This window comes from Enterobacter sp. S-33 (genome assembly GCF_028735835.1).
GTDB classification, from domain to species: Bacteria; Pseudomonadota; Gammaproteobacteria; order Enterobacterales; family Enterobacteriaceae; genus Enterobacter; species Enterobacter vonholyi.
Genome location: NZ_CP117838.1, coordinates 1,851,012 through 1,868,648, shown reverse-complemented (window position 1 = coordinate 1,868,648; position 17,637 = coordinate 1,851,012). Strand labels below are relative to the sequence as shown.

Below are 17,637 nucleotides of genomic sequence, written 5' to 3'. Positions count from 1 at the left end.
CATGAATAAAACCGATGAACTCCGCACTGCGCGCATTGACAGCCTGGTTACGCCGGCTGAACTGGCCCAGCGGCATCCTGTTTCCGCTGCCGTTGCGGAACACGTGACGGCCTCCCGCCGCCGCATTGAAAAAATCCTCAATGGTGAAGACAAGCGTCTTCTGGTGGTGATTGGTCCCTGCTCCATCCACGACCTGGATGCCGCGATGGATTATGCAAAACGGCTTCAGGGCCTGCGGGATAAGTATCAGCACCGCCTTGAGATTGTTATGCGCACCTACTTTGAAAAACCGCGGACCGTGGTGGGCTGGAAAGGGCTGATCTCCGATCCTGACCTCAACGGCAGCTATCGCGTGAACCACGGCATCGAGCTGGCGCGGAAGCTGCTTTTGCAGGTCAACGAGCTGGGCGTGCCGACGGCGACCGAGTTTCTCGATATGGTGACCGGGCAGTTTATCGCCGATCTGATCAGCTGGGGCGCAATTGGCGCACGCACCACCGAAAGCCAAATCCACCGCGAGATGGCCTCCGCCCTCTCCTGCCCGGTCGGCTTTAAAAACGGGACCGATGGCAACACCCGTATTGCGGTTGATGCCATCCGCGCTGCCCGTGCCAGCCATATGTTCCTGTCGCCGGATAAAAGCGGTCATATGACCATCTACCAGACCAGCGGTAACCCTTACGGGCACATCATTATGCGCGGCGGGAAGAAACCCAATTACCATGCACAAGATATTGCGGCAGCCTGTGAAACGCTGGCCGAATTCGACCTGCCGGAACATCTGGTAGTGGATTTCAGCCACGGCAACTGCCAGAAGCAGCATCGCCGCCAGCTGGACGTCTGCGATGAGATCTGCCAGCAGATCCGCAGCGGCTCGACCGCCGTTGCCGGGATTATGGCGGAAAGCTTCATCAAGGAAGGCACGCAGAAAATCGTTGCCGGACAGCAGATGGTTTACGGCCAGTCGATCACCGACCCGTGCCTGAGCTGGGAAGACAGCGAGCTGCTGCTGGAAAAGCTGGCTGCAGCAGTAGATACCCGCTTCTGAAGCATGCGGGTCAGCCGGGTCACACCGCCTGACCCGGTTGATAAAAATCCTTCAGCGTTTCCAGCAGGGCATGCGCCGCTTTTGAGAGCTGCGTGTGCCCGGGATGGATCGCCCCAATGCACTTTTCAATCGGCGGGTTATCCAGCGGAATACAGACCGCGCCCAGCGCCGTCATCTGGGCTTCGCAGAGCGCCGGGACGGCGCTGCCGCCCAGCCCGCTCGCGACCATTCGCCCGACCGTAACCAGCTGATGGCTCTCCAGCGCGACGTCCAGCTTTCTGCCGCTTCGCGCCAGCTCCTCCTCCATCATCAGACGTACCGCTGAGGGGCGCTGCAGGGTGATGAAATCCAGCGTCAGCAGCGCTTCCCATGTCAGGCGCTTTTTGCCTGCCAGCGGGGAATCTTTCGGCACAATGGCAACAAAGCGGTCGAGACCCAGCGGGGTAAACAGCAGGTTGTGCGTGGGCGCGGGCTCAAAGGCGATGCCCATCTCCACGCGCCCTTCCCGCACCATCTCTATCACCTGCTCGTTGATAACGTCATGCACGGTGACGTTAATCCCGGCATGACGATCGCGAAACGCTTTTAGCACCTCGGGCAGGACATTCGCGGCAAACGACGGCATGGCCGCAACCGAAATTTTACCGCGCTGCAGGGTAAAGCACTGGTGCATCGCCTCTTCGACGTTATCCCAGTCGGCAAGCAGCTGGCGCGCCATCGGCAAAAACGTCTCGCCCTCCTGCGTCAGCGCGACCTTGCGCGTGCTCCGCTGCAGCAGCGGTCCGCCGAGCGCGTCCTCCAGCGCTTTAATCGTCAGGCTCAGGGCCGGCTGGGAAAGATTCAGCCGTTCGCTGGCGTGCGCGAAATTGAGAGTGTGAGCTACCGCTAAAAATGCGCGTAACTGTTTGACACTCATTCTCATTTTTCACCTTGTTAACTAATTGAAAAAATTTAGTTAACAGGAAATTAATAAAAAAACCAAATGAGTGGGTCACAAATTCAAAATTAACAAATGAGTTGCCGCCCCTAATGATACCGCCACGGTTAAGAGGAGGAATGACGATGGCGGGACTGGATAAGCGCGTCGACAGCTATGCGCAGGCGCTGGATGGGCTGACGGACGGAATGACTTTGCTGGCGGGCGGCTTCGGCCTGTGCGGTATTCCGGAGAACCTGATAGCAGAGGTCAGACGCCGTCAGGTGAAAGATCTGACGGTGGTATCAAACAACTGCGGCGTGGACGGCTTCGGTCTTGGGCTTCTGCTTGAGACGCGGCAGGTGCGTAAGGTGGTGGCTTCTTACGTCGGCGAAAACGCGCTGTTCGAGCAGCAGGTGCTGAGCGGCGAACTGGAGATTGAACTCACGCCTCAGGGCACGCTGGCGGAAAAGGTGCGCGCGGGCGGTGCGGGTATCCCGGCATTTTACACGGCCACCGGCTACGGCACGCCCGTGGCTACCGGCAAAGACGTGCGCCAGTTTGCCGGTAAGCACTACATCCTCGAAGAGGCCATTACCGGGGATTTCGCGCTGATCAAGGGCTGGAAAGCGGACTGGTACGGCAACGTCGTCTACCGGCATACTGCGCAAAATTTTAATCCGCTGATGGCAACGGCGGGCCGGATAACGGTCGTCGAGGTGGAAGAGATTGTTCCCCCGGGCGAGCTGCCCCCGTCGGCCATTCATACCCCGGGCATTTACGTCGACAGGCTGATTGTCGGCCAGTTTGAAAAACGCATTGAACAGCGCACCCTGCGCGCGGAAGGAGTGTGACGATGTTAACCCGTGAACAGATGGCCATGCGCGTCGCCCGCGAGCTGCGGGACGGATATTACGTCAACCTGGGGATCGGTATTCCTACCCTGGTGGCGAACTACATTCCGGAAGGAATGGACGTGATGCTTCAGTCGGAAAACGGACTGCTGGGGATGGGCGCGTTTCCTGACGAACAGAGCCTTGATGCGGACATGATCAACGCCGGTAAACAGACCGTGACCGCACGGATGGGCGCGGCCATTTTCGACTCGGCCCAGTCGTTTGCCATGATCCGCGGCGGCCATGTTGACCTGACGGTGCTGGGCGCGTTTGAGGTGGATGTCGAAGGCAATATCGCCTCGTGGATGATCCCCGGAAAGATGGTGAAGGGTATGGGCGGCGCGATGGATCTCGTCGCCGGAGCGCAGAACATCATTGTGGTGATGACCCACGCGTCGAAAAGCGGTGAGTCAAAGCTGCTGTCGCGCTGCACGCTGCCGCTCACGGGGGCGGGCTGTATCCGCCGGGTCTTAACCGACCTCGCGCTGCTCGAGATCGCGGACGGCGCGTTCATCCTGCGGGAATACGCCCCCGGCGTCAGTATCGATGAAATCGCGGCGAAAACGGCCGGGAAAATGATTGTGGCGGACGACGTTCGCGAGATGCGCTTTAGCTGAGGACTCACCATGAAAGAGGTCATGATTGTCGGGGCAACGCGAACCCCCATTGGCAGTTTTCGCGGATCGCTCGCGCCCCTCTCTGCGGCCGAGCTGGGAGCCGTCGCGGTGCGTCGTCTGCTTGAAAGCAGCGGTCTTCCAGCAGAGACGATAGACGAGGTGATTTTCGGCCAGGTGCTGACGGCGGGATGCGGGCAAAACCCTGCGCGCCAGACGGCCATCGCCGCCGGATTGCCCTTCAGCACGCCGGCGACTACGGTCAACCTGGTGTGCGGCGCGGGCTTGAAAACGGTGCAGCTCGCCGCGCAGGCGATCCGATGCGGCGATGCGGACGCGATTATCGCAGGCGGTCAGGAGAGCATGAGCAACGCCCCCTATCTACTGGACGGCGCGCGTTCAGGGCTGCGTTTTGGCCATACGGGCCTGCAGGACAGCATGATTACGGACGGCCTGTGGGATGCGTTCAACGATTACCACATGGGGATCACCGCTGAAAACGTCGCCCGGCAGTTTGGCGTTTCCCGCGAAGAGCAGGACGCCTTCGCTGCCCGGTCGCAGCAGAAGGCGGCTTCCGCCGCCGAAGCGGGTCGTTTTGACCCGGAGATTGCGCCGGTGACGGTGAAACAGGGTAAAAAGCCTCCGCTTATTGTCAGCCGTGACGAGCAGCCCCGGCCAGGCACCACCGCCGAGCAGCTTGCGCAGCTGCGCCCCGCCTTTTTGCAGGAGGAAGGCACGGTCACGGCCGGAAATGCCTCCACGCTCAACGACGGTGCAGCTGCGGTGCTGCTGATGAGCGGCGAAAACGCACGGGCGAGCGGACTGCCGATCCTGGGCCGCATCGTGAGTTACGCCGTGACGGGCGTTGATCCGTCGGTGATGGGCATCGGTCCGGTCAGCGCCTGCCAGACCGCGCTGGCACGAGCGGGCTGGACGCTCGATGACGTGGACCTCATTGAAGCCAATGAAGCCTTTGCCGCGCAGGCGCTGGCGGTGGGTAAGCAGCTTGGCTGGGATGAGCGAAAGGTGAACGTTAACGGTGGCGCTATCGCCCTGGGCCATCCGATTGGCGCCTCCGGCTGCCGCATCCTCGTGACGCTGCTGCACGAAATGCAGCGCCGTGACGTTAAAAAAGGACTCGTCACCCTGTGCGTAGGCGGCGGGCAAGGCATCGCCCTCACCGTTGAACGTTAAGCATCTCGTTAGTACCCGAATAATAATTAAAGTGAGGAGTCGTAATGAGCGTGTTAATTGCCCTGGCGGCGCTGGGGCTGCTGATGCTGGCGGCCTATCGCGGATATAGCGTGATTTTGTTTGCGCCGATTGCGGCGCTCGGTGCCGTACTGCTGACCGACCCGGGCGCCGTCGGCCCGACCTTTACCGGCCTGTTCATGGAAAAGATGGTGGGCTTCGTCAAGCTCTACTTCCCGGTGTTCCTGCTGGGGGCGGTGTTTGGCAAACTGATTGAGCTTTCCGGCTTCTCGCGCTCCATCGTCGCCGCCGCGATTCAGATCCTGGGCCGTCGCCACGCCATCCCGGTGATTGTTCTGGTGTGCGCGCTGTTAACCTACGGCGGCGTGTCGCTGTTCGTGGTGGCGTTTGCGGTTTACCCGTTTGCCGCGGAACTGTTCCGCCAGAGCGGCATCCCTAAACGGCTGATCCCGGCCACCGTGGCGCTCGGGGCCTTCTCGTTTACCATGGATGCCCTGCCGGGCACGCCGCAGATCCAGAACATTATCCCCACCAGCTTCTTTGGTACCAACGCCTGGGCCGCGCCGTGGCTGGGGCTTATCGGATCTCTGTTTATTATCGTCTTTGGCCTGCTCTGGCTGGAGCGCCAGCGGCGTAAGGCGTTCAATAACAAAGAAGGTTACGGCACGGATCTGAAAAATGAACCGGAAACGCCGGACAACATTAACCTCCCTCACCCGCTGATTGCCATCGCCCCGCTGCTGGTGGTGGGCATACTGAACCTGCTGTTTACCCGCTGGATCCCCGGCTGGTACGGCACGACTCACGAGCTGACCCTGCCCGGTCTGGCGAAACCGATCGTGACCGAGGTGGGCAAGATCACCGCCATCTGGGCCGTGGAAGTGGCACTGATCTCCGGTATCTTGCTGGTGCTGATTTTTGGCTTTCGCAACATCCGGGGGCGTCTGGCTGAAGGCAGCCGGACCGCGGTAAGCGGCGCCATTCTTGCGGCGATGAATACCGCCTCGGAGTATGGTTTCGGCGCGGTTATCGCCGCCCTGCCCGGTTTTCTGGTGTTATCCCACGCGCTGGCGGCTATTCCGAATCCGCTGCTGAATGAGGCCATCAGCGTGACGGTGCTTGCGGGGATCACCGGCTCGGCGTCCGGGGGGATGAGTATTGCGCTCGCCGCTATGTCCGACACGTTTGTCGCCGCCGCCCACGCCGCCAATATCCCGCTTGAGGTGCTGCACCGCGTGGCTTCAATGGCGAGCGGCGGTATGGATACGCTGCCCCATAACGGCGCGGTGATTACCCTGCTGGCTATCACTGGCCTGAGCCATCGCCAGGCCTACGGCGGCATTTTCGCTATCACCATCATTAAAAGTCTGGCAGTGCTTTTTGTCATTGCCGTGTTCTATCTGACCGGCATTGTATAAGGAGAGAAAGATGAATCTGAACGGTAAAACCGCCCTGGTCACCGGCTCGACCAGCGGTATTGGCCTTGGGATCGCCCGCGTACTGGCGAAGGCCGGGGCGCAGCTTATCCTCAACGGTTTCGGCGATAGCGAATCAGCAAGAGAAGCTATTGCGCACCTGGGCAAAAAGCCGGGCTATCACGATGCGGACCTGCGTGACGTGCTGCAAATTGAAGCCATGATGCGCTATGCCGAATCGCAGTTTGGCGGCGTGGACATTCTTGTTAACAACGCGGGCATACAGCACGTGGCGCCGGTTGACGCGTTTCCGGTAGAAAAATGGAACGACATTATCGCCATTAACCTCTCGTCGGTGTTTCACACCAGCCGGCTGGCGCTCCCTGCCATGCGCGAGAAAAACTGGGGGCGCATCATTAATATCGCCTCCGTTCACGGGCTGGTCGCGTCAAAAGAGAAGTCGGCCTACGTGGCCGCCAAGCACGGCGTGGTGGGCTTTACGAAATCGCTGGCGCTGGAAACCGCCCGCACCGGCATTACCGCCAATACGATCTGTCCCGGCTGGGTACTGACGCCGCTGGTGCAACAGCAAATCGACGAGCGTATCGCCGACGGCATTCCGCCGGAGCAGGCTCGGGAACAGCTTCTGGCGGAGAAACAGCCTTCGGGCGAGTTTGTTACCCCGGAGCAGCTGGGCGAACTGGCGCTGTTTTTGTGCAGCGACAGCGCCGTTAACGTTCGCGGCGCAGCGTGGAATATGGATGGCGGCTGGGTCGCGCAGTGATGTTCAGGCCGGGTAAGGCAAAGCCGCCTCCCGGCAAAAAATCTCTAGCTTGAGCAACTGACCTCCAGCCGCTTGCCCCAGTCAGGCGGGCGGCTGACGTAATCATCATCCCGATCGGCAAACGGCGTGCGCAGCGCCACGTGCAGACGGTGTAACTCGTCGTACTCGCCCTGCTCCGCCTGCTCAATCGCCCGCTGCGCCAGCCAGTTGCGCAACACCATTGCGGGGTTCGTGGCGTTCATCTGCGTCTGGCGAGTCGCATCATCTACCTCTTCCTGCTGCAGCCGCGCGCGGTACGATGCAAACCAGTCGTCAAACGCCTGTCTGTCAATAAACTCATCGCGCAGCGGCGAGGTGGCGCTGTGCTGCTCCGTCTGCCCCAGCATCCGGAAGGTACGCGTATAATCGCTGCCCTCGCGCGCCATCAGGGCAAACAGGCCATTGAGGATGTCGTTATCGCCCCTCTCCTGCGTCACCAGCCCCAGCTTGTTGCGCATCAGCGTGCCATATTCCCGCAGTAATATGTCCTGATAGCTGTCGAGCGCATCATTCAGGGCATCAACGTCGATAAACGGCGACAGGGTTTGCGCAAGCCGCTGCAGGTTCCACAGGCCCACCGCGGGCTGATTGTCAAAGCTGTAGCGCCCCTGATAGTCGGAGTGGTTGCAGATATACCCCGGCTGATAATCATCCAGGAAACCAAACGGGCCGTAGTCGAAGGTCAACCCGAGAAGCGACATGTTGTCCGTATTCATCACGCCATGGGCAAAGCCTACCGTTTGCCAGCGGGCAATCAGGGTTGCGGTACGGGCCACCACATCCCTGAACCAGAGCACGTATTTATCCGCCTCGTCCATCAGATGCGCCCAGTGGTGGCGAATGGCAAAGTCTGCCAGCTGGCGCACCTTTTCCGGCTCGCGACGATAGTAAAAGTGCTCAAAATGACCGAAGCGCAGATGGCTTTGCGCGATACGCATCAGCATTGCGCCCTTTTCCACGGTTTCGCGCACAACCGGCGTATCGCTGGTAACGATCGACAGCGCGCGGGTGGTGGGGATCCCCAGGGCATGCATCGCTTCGGAGCCCAGGCATTCGCGGATCGTTGAACGCAGAACCGCACGCCCGTCGCCCATTCGCGAATAGGGCGTCAGGCCCGCGCCTTTCAGGTGCCAGTCAACCGTCTCCCCGTTGGGAAGCCGTTGTTCACCGAGCAGGATCCCCCTGCCGTCGCCCAGTTGACCCGCCCAGACGCCAAACTGATGTCCGCTATAAACCTGGGCCAGTGGTTGCATTCCGGCGAGTAACGTTTCGCCTCCCCAGACGCCAGCGCCCTCTGAACGCTGAAACAGCTCAGGCGGAATGGCCAGTTCTTCTGCCAGCAAATCGTTATGCCAGATAAGGCGTGACTTTTGTAACGGTGTTGGTTTGAGTGCGGTGTAAAAGCCGGGCAACTCGTCATGCCATTGAGCAGTAAAAGACAGGGTCATAGGTCCTCCTGCTTTTAGTGTAGAGGGTTTACCCGGAGTTAAACACGGGCGAAAGCAAGGGTTATCGCTGCTGAACCAGCGTTGTAACGTGCTCGGCAGAGACGGCTGGCCAAAGTGCGCCCTGCATGGCGCCAAAATTGAAGGACAACACGCGTTGCAACAGGCTGTGATCGTCAATGCCCGAGACGATCACTGACTGGCAATGCGGTGTGATTTGCCAGAGGATGGCGCGCATAAAAGGCTCAAAAGAGAGCTCCGGTGCGCGCTGCTGGATGAATCCTTTATCGAGAAAAACCCGTTTAAATAATCCATCATAGACAGCTTTGAGCGAGGCGGCGCCTGCGCCAAAGTTTGCCAGCACCAACGGGAAATGGATTGCCATTCTCGCCAGCTGCAGATCGTCCTTGCCGTTATTTAAACCTGGATAATTCTCATTAACAGTAAACTCAAGAAACGGATAACGCTCAAGAATTGAAACAGCGTTTCCATTACTTAATAAAAATTCAACTATTGCAGGTGTAATATTGATCCATGCAATTAACTGATGCTGAATAAAAAACAGTTTACAAGTATCAAGCAATTGCAGTTTTTCGTTAAAAAGCACTAACTCTTCAGCTGCTGAAAGCCGAGGGATAACGAGTTCAGTGGGGATCCTCACATCGCTGCCGACGCCAGTAAAGTTAACCAGAACCTCTAAACCTTTAAGCTCCCCTGCGCTATTACGGGCGGGCAGAAGCAGCAGTTCAGACTGGTAAGCATTATCTAGCGTAATAATCATTGCACTCGCTCCGCATTACAGATGAGAGAGGACATCCTGGAGCAATTGCCGACACAATTCCACTGTCTTGATTTTAATAAGATTAATTTCATTAGTTCCGTATTTATTTTCAGATTTATCCCTGAATCTAAAATAATTTTATCCTGGTTGCAAAATAATAGCCAGTTTTAGATAAAACAGACACATGCAGGATTCGATAATTTTAGATAAATTTAACTTTAAGCATCTTATTTGAGAAAAAACGGCATGATTTATTAGTTACCATGCCGCCATAAGAGAAGTTTCTGACAAAGACTATATACGTCGTGCCTGCCAGAAATTTTTACGCCAGTAAACATTATCAAGAGAAGAACGCATCACGCCGCGGCTGGTCGAGGCGTGAATGAACTGATTGTCTGTATCATAAATGCCCACGTGCAGACCACTTTCACCCGAGCCGGTTTTGAAGAAAACCAGGTCCCCGGGCAGTAGATCGTCTTTATCAATTTCAGTACCAATTTCGGCCTGCTTGCGCGTTTCGCGAGGAAGCTGTAAATCAAACTTGTCGCGAAACGTCATCAGAACGAAGCCGGAGCAATCTACGCCGCCGCGGCTCATGCCACCGTAGCGATAAGGCGTACCGCGCCAGTTGCTCAGCTGGTCGTTGAGGCTGGCAATGACGGTGATCGAATCTGAAAGCCGTGGGTTAGGCGGCGGCGCACGATGGCTACTGCATCCCGCAAGAAAGAGTGCGGCCATCAGGATAAACCAGAATCGCATTTTCAGACGAATCCTCTGCTTTTTTTATTCTTTTCGTAATTTAGCGTGCAATTGTGCTAAGAGGCAAGAAACGGTTACGTTTGCCCGGTAGAAATCAGCATCTTATGTCCCTCTATATCCAGCCTGCGGAACGACATGTTGTATGCGCGGGCAAGATGGGGCGGCGTAAGCACCTGATCCCGCGTACCGCTGGCGACCATCTTTCCCTGCGACAGTAGCCACACCCGGTGGGCATGACGCAGCGTGTGATTGAGGTCATGACTGCTCATCACCACGGCGATGCCTTGTCGGCTCAGGGCGCTTAAAAGCGTATCCAGTGCTGCCTGCTGTGCCACATCCAGACCGCTCATGGGTTCATCGAGAAGCAGCATCCGCCCGTGAGGATTGCCTGCCGGGTGGATCTGAAGGATGACAGCCGCCAGTCGCACCCGCTGCCACTCTCCGCCGGAAAGCTGGCTGGCGTGCCGGGACAGTTTATCTTCCAGCCCGAGGGCCGCGGCCACGTCAGTCAGCAGTGCCGTATGTTGTTTGTCGTGCAAATGCAGCATCAGATAATGCCAGACCGGCATCGCAAAGGGCGGCACCTGCTGCTGCACGAGGTAACTGCGCCTATGCGCCAGCGAGACCGGTGACCAGTCGGCGAGCGTATGCTCAAGCAGCGTTATCTGCCCTTCTCCGTCAGTCATGCCTGCCATCCGGGCCAGCAGCGTGCTCTTTCCTGCGCCGTTCGGCCCGACAAGATGCAGGATTTCTCCCGCATTGACGGCGCCGGTCATCGGCTCAAGACGTCCCCTCTCGGCAACGTCCATGAGCTGCATCAGCAAAGACATTATTTCGCCAGCGCCAGCTTGATCGATTCCATGACGATCGGATCTTCTGGGGTCATATCGGGCGAAAAACGCTGAACGACCTGGCCACCGCGACCAATCAGGAATTTTTCAAAATTCCACAGGATATCGTCCGGGTAAAGCGGCGCGCGGCCTTTGCTGGCCATGCGTTCATAAAAACCGCTCCCTTCAGGCGCAACGGCCTTCGGCGCGGCAGCGATCAGCTTCGCATACAGCGGATGGCGGTCTTCGCCATTGACATCGATTTTGCTGAACATCGGGAACGTCACGCCATAGGTGGTGCTGCAGAAGGTTTTAATCTCTTCTTCGCTGCCCGGCTCCTGGCCCAGGAACTGGTTGCACGGGAAGCCCAGCACGGTAAAACCGTCTTTCTCCCAGGCCTTCTGAATATTTTCCAGCTGCTCGTACTGCGGCGTCAGGCCACATTTGGATGCCACGTTGACGATAAGCAGCACGTTGCCTTTGTAGCGTTCCAGCGTGGTTTTATCGCCATCAATGGTGGTCACTTCAGTATTCAGGATATCTGACTGCATAGCATTTCCTCAGGTTGTCGATTTAACGTCCAGCTTTTAATAGTAGCCAGATAAATACCGGCGCGCCCAGCGTGGCGGTCACCACGCCAATGGGCAGCTCTGCGGCCGTCAGGGCAAGCCGGGCGATGACGTCGGCCACCAGCAGCGTGACGGCCCCGGCAACCGCCGAGGCTGGAAGCAGGGTTCTGTGGTCCGTGAGGCCACACAGACGCAGCATGTGTGGGATCACCAGCCCGATAAAACCGATCGCGCCCGCCAGAGCCACGCTGACGCCGACCAGCCAGCCAATAGCTATTACCAGCACATTGCGCCAGAATCCAATCGGCATACCGAGCTGGCGGGCAGAGGTTTCACCCAGCGCGAGCATATTCAGCGGCTGCGCCTGCAGGGCAGCCCACACGATGACCGGTACCAGCAGCGCCATCAGCCAGCCCTGGTGCCAGTCAACGCCGCCAAAACCGCCCATCATCCAGTACATGAGCTGTCGCAGGTCAAAGGATGTTGAGAAGTAGACCGCCCAGGTCATCAACGCGCTACAGATGATCCCCAGCGCCACGCCGGCAAGCAGCAGACGGCTGGTCGATAAGTGCCGTCTGGCGAAACGAAGAAGGATCGCTGTGATCAGCAGTGCGCCGAGAATAGCGCTCAGGCTAATACGCCATCCCGAGAGTTCTCCTCCGCCCAGCATTACCGCCGCAATCAGGCCTACGCCCGCTCCGTTCGACACGCCGAGCAGCCCCGGCTCCGCCAGAGGGTTATCAAACAACGCCTGCATTATGGTGCCGCATAGCGCCAGCGCGGCACCGACCAGAACCACCGCGACGGTGCGCGGCAGGCGAATTTGCCAGACGAAGAGCTGCCCGTCAGGCCCCCACCAGCTTTCAGGCCCAATCCATCTGTCGCCCGCGCAGAGGCTCACGCCCACGGAGGCAATGAGCAACAGCACCAGCAAAAGCAGGTGACGCCGATCGGAACGGTGCTGGTAATGGGCATAATCAAGCATGTGTACGGTTTTAGTAGCGTGAGATGTAATTGATTTTACGGCGGGTTTGCCGAAGAGCGCAAAGAAAAAAGGCCGCGTGGGCGGCCTTTTTAGTTAGTTCATATTACTCTGCTTTAGGCGTTGCGTTTTCGACACGGCTTTTTAACTTCTGGCCGGGTCTGAAGGTCACCACGCGGCGGGCTGTAATGGGAATATCTTCCCCCGTCTTCGGGTTGCGGCCCGGACGTTGGTTTTTGTCTCGCAAATCAAAATTGCCAAAACCGGAGAGTTTTACCTGCTCACCATTTTCCAGAGCACGACGGATCTCTTCGAAAAACAGCTCTACCAGCTCTTTGGCATCCCGTTTGCTAAGCCCAAGCTTATCAAACAGATATTCTGACATTTCAGCTTTTGTAAGCGCCATAGGTTCAATCCCTCAATGATGCCTGGAATCGCTCTTTTAATGCCTCTACACATTTGGCGACGGTAGCGGCAATCTCCTCTTCTTCGAGTGTACGGCTGGTATCCTGAAGGATAAGGCTAATAGCGAGGCTCTTGAAACCTTCTGCTACGCCCTTGCCGCGGTACACGTCAAATAAGTTTACGCCAACTACCTGATTTACGCCAACTTTCTTACATTCGGCCAAAATATCTGCTGCGGGCACATTTTCCGCGACCACAACCGCGATATCACGGCGGTTTGCCGGGAAGCGGGAGACGTCCTGAGCCTGAGGAATCACGCGGTCAGCCACCGGGTTCCATTCCAGCTCGAACACGATGGTACGGCCGTTCAGGTCCAGTTTACGCTCCAGCTCAGGGTGAACAACCCCAATAAAACCAACGCGTTTGCCGTCTAAATAGATGGCAGCGCTCTGGCCCGGATGCAGGGCCGGGATGGCTTCTGCGCGGAATTCAATTTCAGATAATTTACCGGTCAGATCCAGAATCGCTTCCAGATCGCCCTTCATATCGTAGAAATCAACCGTCCCTTTTGCCAGGTCCCAGTGCTCTTCATAGCGGTTACCGCTGATGGCGCCAGCCAGCATGAGATCCTGACGGATGCCTAAATTTGCCTGATTATCCGGTACAAAGCGCAAACCGCTTTCGAAAATGCGCACGCGGTTTTGCTGACGATTCTGGTTATAAACGATAGTACCCAGCAGACCCGTCCACAGGGACAGACGCATCGCGGACATTTCGCTGGAGATTGGGCTTGGCAGGATCAGCGCTTCCTGGCCCGGATGGATCAGCTGCTGCAGTTTTGGATCAACAAAGCTGTAGGTGATCACTTCCTGGTAGCCTTTGTCGTTCAGCATGGTTTTCACACGCTTCAGGGACAGGTCGGCTTCACGGTGAGTGCCCATCACCAGACCTGCCTGCACAGGCTCGTCTGGGATGTTGTTGTAGCCATAAACACGGGCCACTTCTTCCACCAGATCTTCTTCAATTTCCATATCGAAACGCCATGACGGCGCAACGGCTTTCCATTCGTCCTGGCCTTCGGTTACTTCACAGCCCAGACGCTTCAGGATATCGGTCACCTGCGCATCGGCAACGTGGTGACCAATAAGACGATCCAGCTTGCTGCGGCGCAGGGTGATGGTCGCACGCTTCGGCAGCGTCGCTTCGTTGGTGACGTCGATAACCGGGCCCGCTTCACCGCCGCAGATGTCGATCAGCAGGCGGGTCGCACGTTCCATCGCTTTATACTGCAGCGCCGGGTCAACGCCGCGCTCGTAGCGGTGAGAGGCATCGGTATGCAGGCCGTGACGGCGTGCGCGACCGGTGATGGAGAGCGGGCTGAAGAACGCACATTCCAGCAGCACGTTTTGCGTCTCGTCGTTGACGCCTGAATGCTCGCCTCCGAAAATACCGCCCATTGCCAGCGCTTTGCTGTGGTCAGCAATCACCAAAGTGTCGGCGTTAAGTTTCGCTTCGCTGCCGTCCAGCAGAACCAGGGTTTCGCCCTCTTTCGCCATGCGCACAACGATGCCGCCGTCGATACGATCTTTATCGAACGCGTGCATTGGCTGGCCCAGCTCCAGCAGGACGTAGTTGGTCACGTCGACCACGGCGTCGATAGAGCGAATACCGCAGCGGCGCAGCTTCTCTTTCATCCACAGCGGAGTTGGCGCTTTCACGTTGATGCCTTTCACCACGCGACCGAGGTAGCGCGGGCAGGCATCCGCAGCGTCAACCTGAATAGGCAGCACGTCACTGATGGTCGCTTGAACCGGCGCGATCTCCGGCGCGTTCAGTTCAGTCTGGTTAAGCACGGCCACGTCGCGCGCCACGCCGATGATACCTAAGCAGTCGGCACGGTTTGGCGTGACGCTGATTTCAATAGTGTTGTCGTCAAGCTTCAGGTATTCACGGATATCGGTGCCGACTGGCGCATCCAGCGGCAGCTCAATGATGCCGTTGTGGTCGTCGGAGATACCCAGCTCGGAGAAGGAGCACAGCATGCCTTCAGACGGCTCGCCGCGTAGCTTAGCCGCTTTAATTTTGAAATCGCCCGGCAGTACCGCACCGACGGTCGCCACGGCCACCTTCAGGCCCTGACGGCAGTTTGGCGCACCGCAGACGATATCCAGCAGACGATCTCCGCCCACGTTCACTTTTGTCACGCGCAGTTTGTCCGCGTTAGGGTGCTGGCCGCACTCTACCACTTCGCCGACGACCACGCCGTTGAAGGCACCGGAAACCGGCTCAACGCCGTCCACTTCCAGGCCCGCCATGGTGATCTGGTTAGAAAGCGCATCGCTGTCCAGCGTAGTGTTCACCCACTCGCGTAACCACAGTTCACTGAATTTCATTGTTCTGTCCTGCCCTTATTTAAACTGTTTGAGGAAACGCAGATCGTTTTCGAAGAATGCACGTAAATCGGTCACGCCGTAGCGCAGCATGGTCAGACGCTCCATGCCCATACCGAAGGCAAAGCCGGAGTAAACTTCCGGATCGATACCTACGTTGCGCAGCACGTTTGGATGCACCATGCCGCAGCCCAGCACTTCCAGCCATTTGCCGTTTTTACCCATCACGTCAACTTCCGCAGACGGTTCGGTGAACGGGAAGTAGGACGGACGGAAACGAACCTGCAGATCTTCCTCAAAGAAGTTGTTCAGGAAATCGTGCAGCGTGCCCTTCAGGTTGGTGAAGCTGATGTTTTTATCAACAATCAGGCCTTCCATCTGGTGGAACATTGGGGTGTGGGTCTGATCGTAGTCGTTACGATAGACGCGGCCCGGCGCGATAATACGGATCGGCGGCTTCTGCTCCTTCATGGTACGGATCTGAACGCCGGAGGTCTGAGTACGCAGCAGACGCGTAGCGTCGAACCAGAAAGTGTCGTGGTCAGCGCGTGCCGGATGATGGCCAGGAATGTTCAGGGCGTCGAAGTTGTGGTAATCATCTTCGATTTCCGGGCCAGTCGCCACGGTAAAGCCGAGCTCACCGAAGAAACTTTCAATGCGATCGATGGTGCGGGTAACCGGGTGCAGACCGCCGTTCTCGATGCGGCGCCCCGGCAGAGAGACGTCGATCGTCTCTGCGGCCAGACGCGCATTCAGCACAGCGCTTTCCAGCTCGGCTTTACGTGCGTTAAGCGCCTGCTGTACCTGCTCCTTGGCTTCGTTAATCACCGCTCCCGCTGCCGGACGTTCTTCTGGCGGCAGCTCACGCAGGGTTGTCATCTGAAGGGTCAGGTGCCCTTTCTTCCCAAGATATTCGACGCGGACATTGTCTAACGCGGCAACATCTGAGGCCTGATTAATGGCGGCTGTTGCACTGGCAACCAGCTCTGCGAGATGTGACATGATTTTCCTCATTATGTCGGTGCAGACACCGATTTGGTGGAGTTATTCTCTCAAATTCAGGCACAAAAAAAGCCTCCATCGGGAGGCTTATCTGGCGCTGTTTTTCGTTTCATCTTTCACGCGCTAGCCTCCTGAAGTCAGGTGCTAAAGTAAAAGAAGAAGCGGAAAATAGCAGCATTCATGCTTGCGTTACCTTGTCTGGTAAAAACTGTTAAGACCTTATTGAAAAGCCTGCACGGGTAAATGTCAATCTTCTTACAGGGTTATATGAAAAGAGGGAGCCAGGCCCCCTCTCTCAACTGGCTTATGCCAGTGCTGCTTTCGCTTTTTCGACCAGAGCGGTGAACGCTACTTTGTCGAATACTGCGATGTCAGCCAGGATCTTACGGTCGATTTCAACAGAGGCTTTTTTCAGGCCGTTGATGAATTTGCTGTAAGAAATACCGTTCTGACGTGCTGCTGCGTTGATACGCGCAATCCACAGTTGACGGAACTGACGCTTACGCTGACGACGGTCACGGTAAGCGTACTGACCTGCTTTGATAACAGCCTGGAAGGCAACGCGGTAAACGCGTGAACGCGCACCGTAGTAGCCTTTAGCTTGTTTCAAAATTTTCTTGTGACGTGCACGTGCAATTACACCACGTTTTACGCGAGCCATATGTGCTCTCCTGTATCTATATTCTTAGTAAAAAATTAAACGTTAACGGCTTATGCGTACGGCAGGCACGCGATAACCAGACCCAGATCGCCTTTAGAAACGAGGCCTTTTGGACGCAGGTGACGTTTACGCTTAGTAGATTTTTTGGTCAGAATATGACGCAGGTTTGCGTGCTTACGCTTAAATCCACCACCACCGGTTTTTTTGAAGCGCTTAGCAGCACCGCGTACGGTCTTAATTTTTGGCATCTTAATAACTTCCACTTCGCATTGTTAAATAAACGAAACATAGGCGAACAAAACCTATGAAACCCGAAGGCTCCACAGATTTTGCTGCTTGAAGGCCTTACTGTTTCTTCTTAGGAGCGAGCACCATGATCATCTGGCGGCCTTCGATCTTCGTAGGGAAGGATTCGACTACTGCCAGTTCACTCAGATCGTCACGGACGCGGTTAAGCACTTCCATACCAATCTGTTGGTGGGCCATCTCACGACCACGGAAACGCAGTGTGATCTTGGCCTTATCGCCATCTTCCAGAAAGCGAATCAGGCTGCGGAGTTTTACCTGATAATCGCCATCGTCGGTACCAGGACGGAATTTGATTTCCTTAACCTGGATAACTTTTTGCTTCTTCTTCTGTTCCTTAGAAGACTTACTCTTTTCATAAAGGAACTTGCCGTAGTCCATGATACGACAAACTGGCGGTTCGGCGTTAGGGCTGATTTCAACTAAATCTACTCCAGCTTCTTCAGCTTTTTCGATCGCTTCTCTCAGACTCACAATCCCCAGTGGTTCACCTTCAAGATCTGTTAAGCGAACTTCCTGGGCGCGAATCTCGCCATTGATACGATTCGGACGTGCCGTTTGAACTCGTTTTCCGCCTTTAATA

General features: G+C 56.8%; 20 protein-coding genes and 1 other annotated feature. Of the genes, 6 read left to right on the top strand and 14 right to left on the bottom strand.

Going from position 1 to position 17,637, the window contains the following annotated elements; all coding sequences use genetic code 11:
- Position 1 precedes the first annotated feature (1 nt).
- Positions 2-1,048 carry a 3-deoxy-7-phosphoheptulonate synthase AroH gene (aroH, locus tag PUP35_RS08850; protein ID WP_008500645.1) on the top strand — a complete coding sequence of 349 codons (1,047 nt, stop codon included), beginning with the start codon at positions 2-4 and terminating at the stop codon, positions 1,046-1,048.
- 19 nt (positions 1,049-1,067) lie between these two features.
- Here the strand turns inward: aroH and PUP35_RS08845 are convergent, their stop codons facing one another.
- On the bottom strand, positions 1,068-1,970 hold the full coding sequence (locus PUP35_RS08845; RefSeq protein ID WP_164850621.1) for a LysR family transcriptional regulator: 903 nt from the start codon (positions 1,968-1,970) through the stop codon (positions 1,068-1,070).
- A gap of 140 nt (positions 1,971-2,110) precedes the next feature.
- Between PUP35_RS08845 and PUP35_RS08840 the strand changes: the two genes are divergently transcribed.
- The 5 genes from PUP35_RS08840 to PUP35_RS08820 are packed head-to-tail and all read left to right on the top strand — an operon-like array spanning position 2,111 to position 6,885.
- Positions 2,111-2,818 carry a CoA transferase subunit A gene (locus tag PUP35_RS08840; protein WP_115874835.1) on the top strand — a complete coding sequence of 236 codons (708 nt, stop codon included), beginning with the start codon at positions 2,111-2,113 and terminating at the stop codon, positions 2,816-2,818.
- 2 nt (positions 2,819-2,820) lie between these two features.
- Entirely contained in the window at positions 2,821-3,477 is a 657-nt protein-coding gene (locus PUP35_RS08835; RefSeq protein WP_274242825.1) for a CoA transferase subunit B, read from the top strand.
- Positions 3,478-3,486: 9 nt separating this feature from the next.
- On the top strand, positions 3,487-4,668 hold the full coding sequence (locus PUP35_RS08830; RefSeq protein ID WP_274242823.1) for an acetyl-CoA C-acetyltransferase: 1,182 nt from the start codon (positions 3,487-3,489) through the stop codon (positions 4,666-4,668).
- Between the two features lie 44 nt (positions 4,669-4,712).
- Positions 4,713-6,104, top strand: a complete 1,392-nt coding sequence (locus tag PUP35_RS08825; protein ID WP_274242821.1) for a GntP family permease — start codon at positions 4,713-4,715, stop codon at positions 6,102-6,104.
- A 10-nt stretch (positions 6,105-6,114) separates the two neighbouring features.
- Positions 6,115-6,885: a 3-hydroxybutyrate dehydrogenase gene (locus tag PUP35_RS08820; RefSeq protein ID WP_274242819.1), complete on the top strand. Its 771-nt coding sequence runs from the start codon at positions 6,115-6,117 to the stop codon at positions 6,883-6,885.
- Positions 6,886-6,929: 44 nt separating this feature from the next.
- Here the strand turns inward: PUP35_RS08820 and selO are convergent, their stop codons facing one another.
- From selO to infC, 13 genes are all read right to left on the bottom strand, one after another.
- A complete protein-coding gene (gene selO, locus PUP35_RS08815) occupies positions 6,930-8,372 on the bottom strand; it encodes a protein adenylyltransferase SelO (RefSeq protein ID WP_274242817.1) in 1,443 nt (480 codons plus the stop codon).
- A 61-nt stretch (positions 8,373-8,433) separates the two neighbouring features.
- On the bottom strand, positions 8,434-9,150 hold the full coding sequence (locus PUP35_RS08810) for an EAL domain-containing protein (RefSeq protein WP_274242815.1): 717 nt from the start codon (positions 9,148-9,150) through the stop codon (positions 8,434-8,436).
- A 294-nt stretch (positions 9,151-9,444) separates the two neighbouring features.
- Positions 9,445-9,909: a C40 family peptidase gene (locus PUP35_RS08805; protein WP_111965616.1), complete on the bottom strand. Its 465-nt coding sequence runs from the start codon at positions 9,907-9,909 to the stop codon at positions 9,445-9,447.
- 74 nt (positions 9,910-9,983) lie between these two features.
- Positions 9,984-10,739 carry a vitamin B12 ABC transporter ATP-binding protein BtuD gene (gene btuD / locus PUP35_RS08800; RefSeq protein ID WP_127730480.1) on the bottom strand — a complete coding sequence of 252 codons (756 nt, stop codon included), beginning with the start codon at positions 10,737-10,739 and terminating at the stop codon, positions 9,984-9,986.
- Positions 10,739-11,290, bottom strand: coding sequence for a glutathione peroxidase (locus tag PUP35_RS08795; protein WP_274242810.1), 552 nt, complete (start codon positions 11,288-11,290; stop codon positions 10,739-10,741). The genes btuD and PUP35_RS08795 overlap by 1 nt, the downstream gene beginning before the upstream one ends.
- Before the next feature lie 22 nt (positions 11,291-11,312).
- Positions 11,313-12,293, bottom strand: a complete 981-nt coding sequence (gene btuC, locus PUP35_RS08790) for a vitamin B12 ABC transporter permease BtuC (protein WP_115874828.1) — start codon at positions 12,291-12,293, stop codon at positions 11,313-11,315.
- 103 nt (positions 12,294-12,396) lie between these two features.
- Positions 12,397-12,696 (bottom strand): integration host factor subunit alpha, encoded by a 300-nt coding sequence (ihfA, locus tag PUP35_RS08785; RefSeq protein ID WP_003857805.1) that lies wholly within the window; start codon positions 12,694-12,696, stop codon positions 12,397-12,399.
- A gap of 4 nt (positions 12,697-12,700) precedes the next feature.
- Positions 12,701-15,088 (bottom strand): phenylalanine--tRNA ligase subunit beta, encoded by a 2,388-nt coding sequence (gene pheT / locus PUP35_RS08780; protein ID WP_274242806.1) that lies wholly within the window; start codon positions 15,086-15,088, stop codon positions 12,701-12,703.
- Positions 15,089-15,103: 15 nt separating this feature from the next.
- Complete coding sequence (pheS, locus tag PUP35_RS08775) at positions 15,104-16,087, bottom strand: phenylalanine--tRNA ligase subunit alpha (RefSeq protein WP_274242804.1); 984 nt, start codon at positions 16,085-16,087, stop codon at positions 15,104-15,106.
- 62 nt (positions 16,088-16,149) lie between these two features.
- Positions 16,150-16,274: a sequence feature (Phe leader region), on the bottom strand.
- On the bottom strand, positions 16,225-16,269 hold the full coding sequence (gene pheM, locus PUP35_RS08770) for a pheST operon leader peptide PheM (protein ID WP_001386830.1): 45 nt from the start codon (positions 16,267-16,269) through the stop codon (positions 16,225-16,227). Its footprint overlaps the feature before it by 45 nt.
- 117 nt (positions 16,275-16,391) lie before the next feature.
- Positions 16,392-16,748, bottom strand: a complete 357-nt coding sequence (gene rplT, locus PUP35_RS08765; RefSeq protein ID WP_000124850.1) for a 50S ribosomal protein L20 — start codon at positions 16,746-16,748, stop codon at positions 16,392-16,394.
- Between the two features lie 50 nt (positions 16,749-16,798).
- On the bottom strand, positions 16,799-16,996 hold the full coding sequence (gene rpmI, locus PUP35_RS08760) for a 50S ribosomal protein L35 (protein ID WP_003030583.1): 198 nt from the start codon (positions 16,994-16,996) through the stop codon (positions 16,799-16,801).
- 97 nt (positions 16,997-17,093) lie between these two features.
- Positions 17,094-17,636, bottom strand: a complete 543-nt coding sequence (gene infC / locus PUP35_RS08755; RefSeq protein WP_014069901.1) for a translation initiation factor IF-3 — start codon at positions 17,634-17,636, stop codon at positions 17,094-17,096.
- Between the last annotated feature and the right edge of the window lies 1 nt (position 17,637).

Coding starts and splice junctions, on each gene's coding strand:
- rpmI (WP_003030583.1), bottom strand. CDS start 16,996: ATGCCAAAAATTAAGACCGTACGCGGTGCTGCTAAGCGCTTCAAAAAA.
- rplT (WP_000124850.1), bottom strand. CDS start 16,748: ATGGCTCGCGTAAAACGTGGTGTAATTGCACGTGCACGTCACAAGAAA.
- PUP35_RS08845 (WP_164850621.1), bottom strand. CDS start 1,970: ATGAGAATGAGTGTCAAACAGTTACGCGCATTTTTAGCGGTAGCTCAC.
- PUP35_RS08840 (WP_115874835.1), top strand. CDS start 2,111: ATGGCGGGACTGGATAAGCGCGTCGACAGCTATGCGCAGGCGCTGGAT.
- aroH (WP_008500645.1), top strand. CDS start 2: ATGAATAAAACCGATGAACTCCGCACTGCGCGCATTGACAGCCTGGTT.
- pheT (WP_274242806.1), bottom strand. CDS start 15,088: ATGAAATTCAGTGAACTGTGGTTACGCGAGTGGGTGAACACTACGCTG.
- selO (WP_274242817.1), bottom strand. CDS start 8,372: ATGACCCTGTCTTTTACTGCTCAATGGCATGACGAGTTGCCCGGCTTT.
- PUP35_RS08805 (WP_111965616.1), bottom strand. CDS start 9,909: ATGCGATTCTGGTTTATCCTGATGGCCGCACTCTTTCTTGCGGGATGC.
- ihfA (WP_003857805.1), bottom strand. CDS start 12,696: ATGGCGCTTACAAAAGCTGAAATGTCAGAATATCTGTTTGATAAGCTT.
- PUP35_RS08825 (WP_274242821.1), top strand. CDS start 4,713: ATGAGCGTGTTAATTGCCCTGGCGGCGCTGGGGCTGCTGATGCTGGCG.
- PUP35_RS08835 (WP_274242825.1), top strand. CDS start 2,821: ATGTTAACCCGTGAACAGATGGCCATGCGCGTCGCCCGCGAGCTGCGG.
- btuD (WP_127730480.1), bottom strand. CDS start 10,739: ATGTCTTTGCTGATGCAGCTCATGGACGTTGCCGAGAGGGGACGTCTT.
- PUP35_RS08795 (WP_274242810.1), bottom strand. CDS start 11,290: ATGCAGTCAGATATCCTGAATACTGAAGTGACCACCATTGATGGCGAT.
- pheS (WP_274242804.1), bottom strand. CDS start 16,087: ATGTCACATCTCGCAGAGCTGGTTGCCAGTGCAACAGCCGCCATTAAT.
- btuC (WP_115874828.1), bottom strand. CDS start 12,293: ATGCTTGATTATGCCCATTACCAGCACCGTTCCGATCGGCGTCACCTG.
- PUP35_RS08810 (WP_274242815.1), bottom strand. CDS start 9,150: ATGATTATTACGCTAGATAATGCTTACCAGTCTGAACTGCTGCTTCTG.
- PUP35_RS08830 (WP_274242823.1), top strand. CDS start 3,487: ATGAAAGAGGTCATGATTGTCGGGGCAACGCGAACCCCCATTGGCAGT.
- PUP35_RS08820 (WP_274242819.1), top strand. CDS start 6,115: ATGAATCTGAACGGTAAAACCGCCCTGGTCACCGGCTCGACCAGCGGT.